The organism is Sphingorhabdus buctiana (assembly GCF_042680825.1).
GTDB lineage: Bacteria > Pseudomonadota > Alphaproteobacteria > Sphingomonadales > Sphingomonadaceae > Sphingorhabdus_B > Sphingorhabdus_B buctiana.
This window is the reverse complement of record NZ_JBHUEL010000012.1, coordinates 25277-38879: the sequence shown is the minus strand read 5'-3', so window position 1 is coordinate 38879 and position 13603 is coordinate 25277. Positions and strand designations below refer to the sequence as shown.

General features: G+C 59.0%; 13 protein-coding genes. 6 read left to right on the top strand and 7 right to left on the bottom strand.

Translation table 11 applies throughout. From position 1 onward, the window contains the following. The first annotated feature begins 2 nt into the window (after positions 1–2). The 5 genes from ACFSAG_RS14550 to ACFSAG_RS14530 all read left to right on the top strand — a co-directional run bounded on the left by ACFSAG_RS14550 (position 3) and on the right by ACFSAG_RS14530 (position 4371). Positions 3–1151 (top strand): murein hydrolase activator EnvC family protein, encoded by a 1149-nt coding sequence (locus ACFSAG_RS14550; RefSeq protein WP_381516303.1) that lies wholly within the window; start codon positions 3–5, stop codon positions 1149–1151. 170 nt (positions 1152–1321) lie between these two features. Continuing rightward, positions 1322–2671, top strand: a complete 1350-nt coding sequence (locus ACFSAG_RS14545) for a S41 family peptidase (protein WP_381516301.1) — start codon at positions 1322–1324, stop codon at positions 2669–2671. 20 nt (positions 2672–2691) lie between these two features. Next, positions 2692–3171 (top strand): disulfide bond formation protein B, encoded by a 480-nt coding sequence (locus ACFSAG_RS14540; RefSeq protein WP_381516299.1) that lies wholly within the window; start codon positions 2692–2694, stop codon positions 3169–3171. Beyond that, the gene (locus ACFSAG_RS14535) at positions 3168–3692 is read left to right on the top strand and encodes a demethoxyubiquinone hydroxylase family protein (RefSeq protein WP_381516297.1); all 525 of its coding nucleotides are present in this window, start codon (positions 3168–3170) and stop codon (positions 3690–3692) included. Before ACFSAG_RS14540 ends, ACFSAG_RS14535 begins: the two co-directional genes overlap by 4 nt. An 88-nt stretch (positions 3693–3780) precedes the next feature. Further along, positions 3781–4371, top strand: a complete 591-nt coding sequence (locus ACFSAG_RS14530; protein WP_381516294.1) for a hypothetical protein — start codon at positions 3781–3783, stop codon at positions 4369–4371. Positions 4372–4392: 21 nt separating this feature from the next. Here the strand turns inward: ACFSAG_RS14530 and ACFSAG_RS14525 are convergent, their stop codons facing one another. The 7 genes from ACFSAG_RS14525 to ACFSAG_RS14495 form a co-directional block, all read right to left on the bottom strand. Continuing rightward, positions 4393–6333: a S9 family peptidase gene (locus ACFSAG_RS14525; RefSeq protein WP_381516291.1), complete on the bottom strand. Its 1941-nt coding sequence runs from the start codon at positions 6331–6333 to the stop codon at positions 4393–4395. 106 nt (positions 6334–6439) lie between these two features. After that, entirely contained in the window at positions 6440–7081 is a 642-nt protein-coding gene (locus ACFSAG_RS14520; RefSeq protein ID WP_381516289.1) for a TetR family transcriptional regulator, read from the bottom strand. Between the two features lie 55 nt (positions 7082–7136). Further along, positions 7137–8009, bottom strand: coding sequence for a crotonase/enoyl-CoA hydratase family protein (locus tag ACFSAG_RS14515; protein ID WP_381516287.1), 873 nt, complete (start codon positions 8007–8009; stop codon positions 7137–7139). A 112-nt stretch (positions 8010–8121) separates the two neighbouring features. Then, a complete protein-coding gene (locus ACFSAG_RS14510) occupies positions 8122–8904 on the bottom strand; it encodes an SDR family NAD(P)-dependent oxidoreductase (protein WP_381516283.1) in 783 nt (260 codons plus the stop codon). A 112-nt stretch (positions 8905–9016) separates the two neighbouring features. Continuing rightward, entirely contained in the window at positions 9017–10186 is a 1170-nt protein-coding gene (locus ACFSAG_RS14505; RefSeq protein WP_381516280.1) for an acetyl-CoA C-acetyltransferase, read from the bottom strand. 108 nt (positions 10187–10294) lie between these two features. Next, positions 10295–11212 (bottom strand): hypothetical protein, encoded by a 918-nt coding sequence (locus ACFSAG_RS14500; RefSeq protein ID WP_381516276.1) that lies wholly within the window; start codon positions 11210–11212, stop codon positions 10295–10297. Between the two features lie 51 nt (positions 11213–11263). Next, positions 11264–12169, bottom strand: coding sequence for a DMT family transporter (locus ACFSAG_RS14495; protein ID WP_381516273.1), 906 nt, complete (start codon positions 12167–12169; stop codon positions 11264–11266). Between the two features lie 56 nt (positions 12170–12225). Between ACFSAG_RS14495 and ACFSAG_RS14490 the strand changes: the two genes are divergently transcribed. Continuing rightward, positions 12226–13584 carry a hemolysin family protein gene (locus tag ACFSAG_RS14490; RefSeq protein ID WP_381516270.1) on the top strand — a complete coding sequence of 453 codons (1359 nt, stop codon included), beginning with the start codon at positions 12226–12228 and terminating at the stop codon, positions 13582–13584. Positions 13585–13603: the final 19 nt, after the last annotated feature.

Sequence of the window (13603 nt, the reverse complement as noted above, 5' to 3'; positions counted from 1 at the left end):
CCATGCGGTGGGCGAAATTCCTTGCAGGTGCGATGGCGGCGGGCGGGCTGCTCGCGGTTTCGGCGGCAGGGCAAAGCGACATCGAAGCGCTCCGCGAAGCCAAGTCGCGCGCCGCCGCCGCCGAAGCGGGAAGCGAGGTTTTGCGGCAGGAAGCGGCCAATGCCGAGGCAACCGCAGACCGCCTTGTCGCTCGCCGGGCTGCGCTGGCTGCGGAAATCGATGCTGCCAATGCCCAGATCGCAACGGCAAACGCCCGGATTGCGATCATAACGCGCCGCCAAAAGGCGCAGGCAGCGTTGTTGGGAGAGGCCCATGCGCCAATGCTGCGCCTCAACGCACTTCTGCAGAATATGACCCGCCAGCCGACATCGCTATTGCTGGCGCGACCCGGCGACCGGCGGGATTATGTGCGCCTGCGTGCTGCAATGGCTTCTATCGAGCCGGTAATCTCCAAGCGGACTGCGGCGTTACGCAGCCAGATGGCGCTGCAGCGCGACCTGCAAAAGCAGGAAAACACTGCGATCCGCTCGCTCCGCAAGGCGCGTTCGGAATTGGCCGGGCGGCGCAAGGCGCTGGCGGCACTCGAAAACGATAGCCGCGGCAAGGCGCTCAGCCTCAATGCCGACGCTGCGCTCGAATTTGAGCGCGCGATCGGGCAAGGTGAAAGGGCCCGCGACCTTGTCGAGCGCATCGATGCCGAACGCGAAAGCGGGCAGGTTGCTGCCCGTCTCGCCGAATATGCAGGGCCAATCCCGCGTCTCGGCCGGGTCATGCCAAAGGCAGCGTCCAACTCGGCTTTCGTCCTTCCCGTATCGGGCCGGGTAGTTTCCGGTTTCGGGGAGCTGAACCCCACAGGCTATCGAGAGCGAGGCATCCGCCTTGCCGTCGATCCGGAAGCACGGATCATCGCGCCTGCGGGCGGCAAAGTTACATTTGCCGGTCGCTATCGCAGCTTTGGCAATATCGTGATCATTGAGCATGGCAATGGTTGGGCCAGCTTGGTCACGGGCATTGAGCGTTTGGGCGTGGAAGCCGGCACTGCCGTGCGGCAGGGCACGGTTATCGGCAACGCAGCTCGGGTCGATGCTGAAATCACCGTCGAACTGCGCCGCAACGGCCGCGTCATCGATATTGCCGCACTGCTCGGTTGAACAGCGGAGTAGCGTCAGCCCATATTCATCAAAATGGCGGCAAAGACGCTCGTCGGAGGTTAACCCTCTTTCGTGGTAAATGGACTTTCACCATATGGGCAAGGCAGGATATAGCCCAAACTACCGAATTGGACTCGGCGCACATGCGTTCGGCAAGCAGGAATAGCGCGATGAAAAGCAAGATTTTCACCACCGGAATCACCGCCTTTGCAATAGGCGCGATTGCCAGCACATCGCTGGTTGCGGAGCAACGCAAGGATGATCCGCTGCGCGACATGGATGAATTCATCGCAGTCTACAAAAAGGTCCGCGCCAACTATGTCGACAAGGTCGATGACGAGCAGCTGATGAAGGGCGCGATCCAGGGGATGCTCAACACCCTCGATCCGCACAGCGCCTTTCTCGATGAAAGCAATTTCCGCGACCTGCAGACCCAGATCGAAGGCGAATATGGCGGTCTTGGCCTGTCGGTGACGCAGGAAGATGGCGCGATCAAGGTTATCGCCCCGACCGCCGATACTCCGGCAGACAAGGCTGGTATCAAGGCCGGGGATTATATCACCCATCTCGATGGAGAACTGATTGTCGGCGGAACCGTGGACGATGCCGTTAACCGGATGCGCGGCACACCCGGCACCTCGATCAAGCTGACCATTTTCCGCCCCGGCCGCGATGAGCCGTTTGATGTCACCATCACCCGCGCCATCATCGACCTGAAGCCGGTGAAGTGGGAGGTGAAGGACAAGATCGGTGTGATCACCATTACCGGTTTTTCGGAAGAAACCGGTGAAGATGTGGTCGCGGCGATCAAGGGCATCGAGCGTCAGCTTGGCGGCAAGCCCCAAGGCTATGTCGTGGATTTGCGGTCCAATCCCGGCGGAATCCTCGAAGAAGCGGTCAAGGTTTCGGATGCCTTCCTCGACAAGGGGGAGATCGTTTCCGAACGCGGCCGTGACAAGGTGATCGTCAACCGCTGGTTCGCCGAACAGGCGGTGAAGGGAGATGTCACGGGTGGAAAGCCTGTCATTGTCCTCGTCGATGCCGGATCAGCCTCGGCTTCGGAAATTGTCGCTGGGGCTTTGCAGGATCATCGCCGGGCGTTGATCATGGGTGAGCGCAGCTTTGGCAAGGGTTCGGTGCAGAATGTGCTGCCGCTTTCGCGCGACACCGGGCTTCGCCTGACCGTCGCCCGCTATCACTTGCCATCGGGTCGGTCGGTGCAGGAAGGTGGCGTAAAGCCCGACGTCGCAGTGCCGCAGATTTCTGACCCCGATTACCGCAAGCGTGTCGCTGTGCGCGAATCCGACTTGCGCCGGCACTTGGTCAACGAGAATCTTGCAGACGACAAGAGCCTTGAGGAAGACGGCAAGGATGATCCGCGCTTTGCCCAGTCGCCGGAAGAGCTGAAGAAGCAGGGTATCGAGGATTTCCAGCTGCATTATGCGATGCAAACCATCGCCCGGCTCGGTACCAGTTCACGGCTCGCCGGTGCGCAACCCAAGGCTGGCAAGCATAACTAGAGCCTGCTAGGGAAGCGCGCATGACCGGTTTCGATCGTGCGCGCTGGTTGGCGCTCCTCATTCCTTTCGGGCTTCTCGCAGGGGCCTATGGATCCCAATATATTGGCGGATTATATCCGTGTGAAATGTGCTGGTGGCAACGCTGGCCACATTTCGCTGCCCTTCCGCTGGCGCTTGGCGCATTTGTGATTGGCGGGCCCGGTGCGCGCAAGGCGCTGGTCGCCGCCGCGGCGCTGGCGATCCTTGTCAGCGGCCTCATCGGTGGCTTTCATGCCGGTGTTGAATATGGCTGGTGGGAAGGAATTACGACTTGTTCTTCCACTGTCACCCCGGGCAGCGGGAAGGATGTGCTTGATGCCATACTCAATGCGCCGCTGATCCGCTGTGATGTTGCCCCCTGGACCTTGTTCGGCATCTCGCTAGCCGGATTTAACTTCCTGATCTCGACATTGGGGGCAATCGCGATTCTCGCGCTGCTGCGCAAAGGGGGCAACGCATGATCGGCGATCAAGCTGCAGCTCGGGCGAGCATGATCCGTGTCGACCAAGCCGGCGAATATGGCGCAACGCGCATCTATGCCGGCCAGCTTGCCATGCTCGGCGATCGCCATCCCATGGGCCGCGAGATTGCGCATATGGCCGAACAGGAAAAGCGCCATCTCGACGCATTTGATCACCTGATGGCCGAACGAGGTGTGCGCCCGACGGCATTGCAGCCTTTCTGGAATGTCGCTGGTTTTGCGCTCGGCGCCGTGACCGCCGCGATCGGCCCAAAAGCCGCGATGGCCTGCACCGTAGCAGTGGAAACCGAAATCGACGCCCATTACCGTGAGCAGCTTGCCGAACTGGGCGATAGCGACCCTGCATTGGCCGAAATGATCGAGGAATTCCGCCAGGAAGAGGTCGAGCATAAGGAAGCAGCGTTGGCCGCTGGTGCAGAGCAGGCGCCGGGCTATCCGTTGCTCAGCGCTGCGATCCGCTTGGGGTGCCGCGCGGCGATTGCGCTTTCAAAGCGCATATGATGTTGATTAACGTCAATGCACGATGCAGTTTTCATGCCCTATTCAGGCAGCAGGATTTAGGCAAATTGGCCAAATGAGGAGCCATTTCATGAGCAAAGCGACCCTTTCCGCACTGGCCGCGCTTTTCGCGCTTTCCGCCACACCTGCATTGGCGCAGGAGGCGGAGGCTGCGCCTGCGGCTACCGATGCCGAAAAGATCAACATGGTTATCGTTTATGGCGACGACAAATGCGAAGAGAGCAATGCGGATACCATCAATGTCTGCGCACGGCTTTCGGAAGCGGATCGCTATCGCATCCCCACGCCGCTGCGTGATGACATCAACAACCCGCGCAAGGAAGCCTGGACGCAGCGCGTCCTCGCTTATGAATATGTCGGTCGCGAAGGCACGATGAGCTGCACGCCCACCGGCGGTGGCGGCTTTACAGGTTGCGGCCTCAAGGAAATCGATGCCGCTTATGCGGAAAAGGAACAGGATCCAGGCCTTGCCTTTGGCCGGATGATCGCTGCCGAACGCAAGAAGCGCCTTGCTGCCATCGATGCCGAGGCAGAACTGGTCGAGCAGCGGGTACAGCAGTTTGAAAAGGAACGTGCCGAGCGCGAAGCGCGCCTGCAAGCCGAAGCTGAAGCTGCGGCCGAAAAGGAATTGCAGGACGGCGCCCTGCCGCAACCCAAATAAGTTACGGCAGGGCGGCTGTAATCATTTGTTCAGCAGGTTTTTCTGCCAGAACATCAACGACGTCCAAAACTGGTAATCGACATTTTCCTTCTTAGCGAAGCCATGGCCTTCGTTGGTGCCAACAAGGTGCCAGGCCGAACCGCCCTTGTCCCGTATCGCCTTCACGATCTGGTCAGCCTCTGACTGCGGAACGCGCGGGTCGTTTGAACCGGTTATCACCATCATCGGCTTTTCAATTTCGGAAACACGGGTCAGCGGAGAGATTTCGAGCAGCTTGGCACGCTGCACCGGATCGCGCTCATCGCCATATTCCACCCGGCGCAGGTCGCGGCGATAGCTTTGCGTGTTTTCGAGGAAGGTGACGAAGTTGGAGATGGCGACGATACAATTGGTCGCCCGCAGCTTCGCCTTGTATTGCACTGCCGCAGCGTAGCACATGTAGCCGCCATAGGAACCGCCGGTCAGGCCAAACCGGCTCGCATCTAGGCCATTATCTTTGGCCAGATGATCGAGGAATGCGCCCATGTCCTTCACCGAATCCTCGCGCTTGAAGGGACCGTTATCGAGGCTGACAAAGGTCTTCCCATAGCCGGTCGATCCACGGACATTGGGGTAGAAAATGGCGACGCCCAGTTCATTGAGCAAATAGTTGCTGCGGCCCTGGAAACCCGGGCGGGATTGCCCCTCGGGCCCGCCATGGACATTCATGATCATCGGCCGTTTCCCCGGGAACTTGGCCGGATCAGGCCGGTAGAGGAAGCCGGATACCGCGAGCCCGTCAAAACTTTTGACAGTCACCAACTCCGGCTCGACATTTTTCGTCACATCTAGCCCACCAGTTTCGCTCTCGGTCCAGCGCGTGATTTTCAGGGTTTTCGGATCGATGCTGAAAGCATCGGCCGCACTGCGGGCGGAGGTGAAGGTGATGCCGATCTCGCCCCAAGGGGCGACATCCAAACCGCCAACGATGCCTGCGGGGAGGGCATCTACCGTCCGTACCTTGCCTGTTTTCAAGTCCATCAGCCGCAATTTGCTCATCCCCGCCTCATTAATGACATAGGCGAGGAAGCTGCCGTCATCGGCGATGTCGAACGTATCGACATCCCATTTCTCCGCAGGGCCTGTGGGGGTGAATTTGCCGCTGGCTGGATCGAGCGTGCCGAGGCGTTGGAAATCCGACCCCTCGTCACTCATCACCCACAAGGTCCCGTCTGGGGCAAATTGGGCGCCCGAATAGGCGATTGTCTGGCTGTGGTCACCGATCGGCGTCATCGCCCCTGTGGCCAGATCGAGCCGGTTCAGGTTGACCTTCTGGACAGAGACATACTGCCCCACCAGCGCCCAGCTTTTGTCGGGGGCGAAATCCGCGACAGCCCAGCCGCCGCCCTTGACCTCAGCGACCATGCGCGCCGAGGAAGGATCGCGCGGATTCATGATGTAAATGTCGTTGTCGGTGCCATTGCGCTTGGTGGAGCTATAGGCGATCAGCTCGCCATCCTTGCTCCAGGCATTAAGGCCGTTGCGGCTTTTGCCGTCGGTCAGCATTTCGAGGCGACCATTCTTCATGGCGTAGATCTGGTAGAATTCGTTGCCGCCAATGTCCTTTTGTACCAGCATGATGTCGCCCGATTTGGGCGCCCAGGTCGCGCCGCCAACTGGTTCGGCCTCAAAGGTCAATTGTTTGCGGGCACCCATCGGCATCGCGACACGATGGATCTGCGCAGTGTTACCGAAACGGGTCGAAATCAGCATCGATTTGTCGACCGGGTGCCAGCCGACAAAACCAGCGCTGCGGTTTTCCATATAAGGGCGGGTTTCCGCTGCCAGTTCGGCCGGGACATCGGGGATGCCATCGGCAATCAGGGCTGCCGGTTTGGGTACGATATTGGCCGGGCTGCCTTCCTGCGCCATTGCAGGCGCAAACGGCAGAATCATGGCTGCGATGAGTGCAGTCTTACGCATATGGAAACTCCTCTGTTGCTGGGTGAGGAGTAAATCCGCTCCCCGGACGTGGCAACCCGGGCATTCGACCAATAGCACTCTGCTTTCGACTTCGGTCGGCCTCGGCTCAATCGGCGAGCAAGCCTCGCATGATCAGCTCGATCGTATGTTCGCGATAGGCGTCGCGCATTTCGGGTGAGATGTCGTGCTGGTCATAGCAGTGCCGTAATACGAGGCGTGCCGAGAAAAAGCGGTCTGCCGCACCTGTAACCGAAAAATAGAAAAGCTGCGGATCGACCGGGCGGAATTTACCGGCTTTCACGCCTTCCTCGATCAGCACGTCATAGGCATCGGAGAGCGGTTTCAGATAGCGCTCGGCTATGCGCGCCGCCTCAATCGGTGCGGCATCGCGGACCATGCGCATCATCAGGCGGTTGAGGTAGGGGAAGGTGTAATAGGTGTCGATCACACCGCTAATATGTCGGCGCAGCTTCTCTTCCGGCGGCATGTCTTTCGCCACCAGCGCATTGAGGTCGATCACGATCTTGCCCATGTCACGATCGAGAAGCGCGAGCATCAGACCATTCTTATTACCGAAATAATATTTGACCAACGCACTGTTGAGGCCAGCACGCAGCGACAATTCGGAAAGCGAAAGATCAATTGTGTCGCCTTCGCGCATGATTTCGCTTGCTGCTTCCAGCAGCTGTTCGCGTGCGCCGCTTTGCGTTTCGTTGGCGTTTGTCGCCTTTTGACCGTTTGTTGCCACGGTTTTACTCCCCCGGGGATCTGGGTCGGGTTAAGGCCCCGACCCATTTAATCGATTAGTTATATACCGGTTCCTCCCACCAAGGAAAGAAGTCTGGCATATCTGTGGATACTTTATCCGGATAGTTGGGCGCGCGCTTCTCAAGGAAGCTGGCAATTCCCTCCTTTGCATCGCCGGAACGCGAGCGGCGATAGATGGCGCGGCTATCGATCTTGTGCGCCTCCATCGGGTGCGGTTGGGCGGCGTTGCGCCACAGCATGTGACGGGTTAGCGCGACCGAAACCGGTGCGGTGTTGTCGGCGATTTCGCGGGCCAGCTTGCGGGCTTCGGCCAGCAGCTCGCCTGCGGGATGCACCGAACGGACGAGACCGCCTTTCAACGCTTCCTGTGCGTCAAAAATGCGGCCGGTATAGCACCATTCGAGTGCCTGTTGCGGCCCGACAAGGCGCGGCAGGAACCAGCTGGAGGCGGCCTCGGGAACAATACCACGGCGGGCAAAGACGAAACCGAAACGCGCGCTTTCGCTTGCAAGGCGGATATCCATAGCCAGCTGCATGGTCACACCGATGCCGACAGCCGCGCCGTTGACAGCAGCGATCACCGGTTTCTTGCATTGATAGATGCGCAGGGTCAGCAGGCCGCCGCCATCGCGCACGCGCGTATCGGAAAGGTCGCTTACCGCTTCACCGCTGGCAAAGACATGCTTGCCATCTTCCGGCGTCAAATCGGCACCTGCGCAAAAGGCGCGATCGCCATGGCCGGTGACGATGACAGCTCGGACATTGTCGTCGGCGTCGATCTCGTCAAAGGCCGAAATCATCTCGTTCATCATCGTGCCAGTGAAGGCGTTCATCTTGTCGGGGCGGTGTAACGTGATCGTCGCAACGCCATTTTCGACTTCGTACAAAATCTGTGTGTAATTGCTCATTCGGGCATCCTCTTGGAAAAAAGAAACCCCCCTCGCTGCGCGAGAGGGGTGTCATGGAAAGCGAGCCATGTGGCCGCTTTCGAAACTCCCGCATGCGGGAGCGAATAGTGCATCAACGCGGCGCCATGCGGATGGCGCCGTCGAGGCGGACGTCTTCGCCGTTGAAATAGCCATTCTCGATCATCAGCATCGCGAGAGCAGCATATTCTTCGGGATTGCCGAGACGCTTCGGATAGGGAACCGATGCGCCGAGTGCATCCTTCACCGGCTGCGGCGCAGCGGCGAGCAGCGGGGTGTTGAAGATGCCCGGAAGGATGGTGTTGACGCGGATCGCTTCGTTCGAAAGGTCGCGCGCAATCGGCAGGGTCATGCCGACAACACCAGCCTTCGACGCTGAATAGGCAGCCTGACCAATCTGGCCATCTTCGGCAGCGACCGAAGCGGTGTTGACGATCGCGCCGCGATCACCATCAGCCTGCGGATCGAGCGTCAGCATGCCGGCTGCCGACTTGGCTATGCAGCGGAAGGTGCCGATCAGGTTGATCTGGATGATCCATTCGAACGCCGAAACCGGGAAATGCTTGATCGAGCCGTCTTCCTTCGAACGGCTGGCGGTCTTGATCGCGTTGCCGGTGCCTGCACAGTTGACGAGGATGCGCTCCTGGCCATGCGCTTCACGCGCCTTGGCAAAGGCTGCGTCGACTTCTTCCTCGCTAGTCACATTGACCTTGCAGAAAACACCGCCGATTTCGGCAGCCATGGCGTTGCCCTTTTCTTCGTTCAGGTCGAAAATCGCAACCTTGACGCCCTTGGCAGCGAGCGCGCGAGCAGTGGCAGCACCAAGGCCCGATGCGCCGCCAGTGACTACAGCTGCGACTGATGAGTCGAGTATCATTCTAATTTCCTTCTTGTTCGTCGCCCCGGTGAAGGCCGGGGCCGTTGGAGGTTAATTCATTAGGTTTTGCGTGAGCAGGCCGTCCCCCCTGCCTACGCAGGGGCGACGGGGCTCAAAGCCGTTCGATGATGGTGACGTTGGCCTGGCCACCGCCTTCGCACATCGTCTGCAAACCATATTTGCCGTTCTTGGCATCGAGCACGCCGAGCAAGGTTGCCATCAGCTTTGTGCCCGAAGCGCCGAGCGGGTGGCCGAGCGCGATTGCGCCGCCATGGGCGTTGAGGCGATCATGCGAAGCGCCGAGATATTTCATCCAGGCGAGCGGAACCGGGGCGAAGGCTTCGTTGACTTCATAGGCATCGATGTCTTCGATCTTCATGCCGGCCTTCTTCAGCGCCTTTTCGGTAGCGAAAAGCGGTTCTTCGAGCATGATGATCGGGTCGCCCGCGGTGACCGAGATGTGGTGGATGCGCGCGCGCGGCGTCAGGCCATGGTCCTTCAGCGCCTGTTCCGAAACGATGAGGGCAGCCGAGGCACCATCGCAAATCTGCGAGCTGGTGGCAGCGGTGATGGCGCCGCCTTCCTGCAGCAGCTTGACACCGGCGATGCTTTCCATGGTCGCGTCGAAGCGGATGCCTTCGTCAACCAGATGGATTTCCTTGCCTTCGGGCGTTTCGATTTCGATGCCGACGATTTCATTCTGGAAATGGCCCGCTTCGGTAGCAGCCTTCGCGCGCAGGTGGCTGGCGAGAGCGAAGGCGTCCAAGTCATCCTTGGTGAAGCCGTGCTTCTTGACGATCATTTCCGCTCCGGCAAACTGGCTGAACATGATGCCGGGGAATTTCTCTTCGAGGCGCGGCGACTTGTAGTTGCCGAGGCCTTCCTTCATGAACAAGGTCGCGACCGAACCCATCGGAACACGGGTCATGCTTTCGATGCCGCTGGCAAGCACGATATCCTGCGTGCCCGACATAACGGCCTGCGCCGCAAACATCATCGCCTGCTGCGAGGAGCCGCACTGGCGATCGATGGTGACGGCGGGGATGCTGTCGGGCAGTTTCGATGCGAGCACGGCGTTGCGGCCAAGATCCATCGTCTGCTGGCCACCTTGCGAGACGCAGCCGGTGATGACATCGTCTATTGCGCTGGTGTCAAAATCATTGCGGTCGGCAATCGCATCGAAAACGGCTGCGCCGAGATCGACCGGGTGCACCCCGGCAAGCTTTCCACCGCGCCGCCCACCGGCGGTACGAACGGCATCGACAATATAGGCTGTGGCCATGACAGGACTCCTTTGTGTGATTTAATCGTGCGATTAAACCGAGTCTGTGCAGGGGTCAATGCCTATAGCGAACATAGGTCATGTTCTTCTGGACGGGTTGTTTCGGACCTACGCCTTTAATGCCGCAATCGCTTCACGGGTCGTGCGTGAATAGTTGCCCCAGCGATAGCGATAGGTGCCGATATAGTGCACAAATGCAGGGCTTTTGGGCATGGGTTCATCCCAATGGTTGATATAGCGGTCATAGGGCAGCTGGATCGGATCGGGATCGTTCGCGACCACCCAGTTGGACGCGACCTGCTCGCTTCCCCATTGCCGCCAGATATCGCCCAGCCGCTCATCCATTTCGTCGCTGAAACGTGATACCGTTGCGCGGCCCTCAGCTGATTTTGCAAAGCCGGCAAAGCCTGCACACCCGCGAATATAGCGGCGGCTATCGGCTTCGGGCAGCGTTTTCATTGCAGCCTCGGCATGCGCCTGAACATGGTCGGTCGTTGGGCCGTTCGCATGAAAAATCCGGGAGATTTCCGAAGCGCTTTTGAAGCCATGCTGCGCTTCATCAAGGCCGCCCGCGAGAGTGAAACTGCGATTGGCTGTGATGGCAGCGGCAATTTCCGGAACCGGACCGGTGGTAACCGTATCCGAGTCGAGCTGGATGACATAATGGTCGTGACGCCGGTCCAGGATCGAAATCAGTCGTTCCCAACAATTGTCGCGCGGGCACGGCGATGTATCGACATGCTGTTTGCCGATGATTTCCGGATTGTCGCAATGGCGCGCGAGCAATTGCTTGTCGCCAACCGTCAGCGTTCCATCGTCTAGCAAAACGATTTTCCCGCGCGGCAAATGGTGGTGCAGCGATTTGACTGCAACCAGATAAGGCAGCAGCACCGCTGTGCCGATCATCGAAAACAGGATCACGCCATCATCTTGTGCGACGATGGGTGGGGTATCCAAAATACCCTGTACGGCACGATCATGTGCCCATGCACCTGCTTTTCGGCCAATTGCCGTAATGATTTCCATCAGGGTCAACCGCTAGTCCTTATGCGCAATAGTGCGCGTCTAACGGCTCCGTTAGGCTGAGGCTATTTCGACATGATTAACGGCAGAAGGTTTTACACGTGCAGCAATCAGGCTGCCACCTACGATCAAGGCTGTTCCAATAAGGGTGGTCGCTGTCACTGGCTCATCGAAAAACAGCCATCCAAATGCGATTGCCCATACAAAGGCTGTATATTCGACCGGGATGAGGACCTGAGCCTCTGCCCGTGCATAAGCCCAACTCAGCAAAAGCAGCGAGACGATGGCAAGTGACGCGGCGGTGACGAGCATGGGTGCTTTCGCAACAACGAACGGAGCCAGAAACCATGGTGCTGCCAGCGCAAGTACCGAAGCGGTCAATAGATTCTGGAAAAAGGCAATTTCTATCGGGCCTGCTGCCTGCGCCTGCTGGCGCGCGAGGATGAGGTTGTAAGCAAACAGGACTGCAGAGAACAGGACTGCGATAGCCCCCCATAACGCATCCTGGCTGCAATGGCCGCTGAACTTGCCATAGAGGATGATGGCGACGCCGCCCAAGCCGGCTACCGATGCCAAAATGGCCTCGCGACCGATTTTTTCGCCGAGCAGGATCGCCGCAAGATAGAGCGCGATAACCGGCGCGATGAATGAAAGCCCGATGGCTTCGGCGAGTGGCAGCCGGGCGATCGCCCAAAAAAAGCTCACGGCCATCCCCGCAACGATAAAGCTGCGCCACAGGTGCAGACGCAAATTGCCCGTCGACGGCCAGCCTTGACCAGTGCCGAGGAACAGGGCGCCAGCGATCAGGCTGCCGGTCAGGTTGCGCCATAGCACGGCATTATAGGCCCCCAACGCTATCGACAGATCCTTCATTGCTGCGTCCATCAGCGAGAATAGCCCAACGCCGGCCGCTGCGACTGCAAAGGCAATGGCCGGACTGGTGGTGCGATGGATATTCATGCGGAAAACCGATAGGCGGTGCCACTACCCTTGCCAAGCCCAAGGCTCCGGCATAAATGTTGCGGCACATCATGGACCCTAGCCCATTTCCCTGGATCGATGTTTTCATCATCCTCGCGCTGATTGCTCTCAACGGCGTATTTGCCATGTCCGAATTGGCGATCGTGTCGTCACGTCCTGCTCGCTTGCAGGCGATGGCCGATGGAGGCAGCAGCGGTGCAGCAGCCGCGATCAAGCTATCCAAGGATCCGGGCAAATTCCTATCCACTGTGCAGATTGGCATCACGCTGATCGGCATCATCGCCGGCGCTTATTCCGGTGCCAGCCTCGGTGGGCCGATGGGAGAACGGATAGCGCAGCTGGGCCTTTTCGGAACCAAGTGGTCAATGAATATCGGGTTCGGGCTTGTTATCGGTGCGACCACTTATGCATCGCTGGTGATAGGGGAGCTGGTACCCAAGCAGGTAGCGCTGGTCGCGCCTGAACGGATAGCCGCATTGGTCGCGCGGCCGATGGAATGGCTGGCCCGGATAGCCGCCCCCTTTGTATGGCTGCTCGATGCCTCGAGCGCATTGTTCTTCAAGCTGTTCGGGCTCGATCGGGATAACCGCGATGCCTTGACCACTGAAGAATTGAAGGTGGTCTTTACCGAGGCAACCCATGCCGGAATTATCGAAGAGCATGAACATAAGGTGATTTCGGGCGTGGTCCGCCTTGCCGATCGACCGGTGCGCGAAGTGATGACGCCGCGTACCGAAGTCGACACCATTTCTGCCGAAGCCAGCCTTGATGATATTCGCGATCGCTTGCTGCATTCGCCGCACACAAGATTGCCGGTGATGGGCGAAAGCGTCGATGACATAATAGGCGTGGTGCAGGCGCGCGATATCGTTGCCGCCCAGATCGAGGGGCGCCCGCTCGATCTCAAGGCGATGATGCGCAAGGCGGAAATCGTGCCGGACCAGCTCGATGCGATGGACGCGCTTGAAATATTGCGGCGCTCCGAAGTGCCGATGCTTCTCGTACATGATGAATATGGCCATTTCGAAGGCATCGTGACCCCGAATGACCTGTTGTCCGCGATTGCCGGCGAGTTCGCGTCCGACCAGGAGCAAGGCAGCGCCGCCGATATCGTGGCATTGGACGATGGTTCCTTATTGCTTGATGGCGGCATGTCTGCAGACACGATGGCGCAGGCTCTCGATATCCAGCTTCCCGAAGACAGGGACTATGCGACAGCAGCGGGTCATGTCTTGCACGTGCTGCGTCACTTGCCCGAAGAGGGGGAGAGCTTTGCCTATTCGGGCTGGCATTTTGAAATTGTCGATATGGATGGTCGCAAGATCGACAAGCTGCGCGTACGGCGGCTTGATGATGACGAGCGACCGGGTGCGGCAGCAACAATCACGCTGTAATCGTTGTCATTAGCCGGTT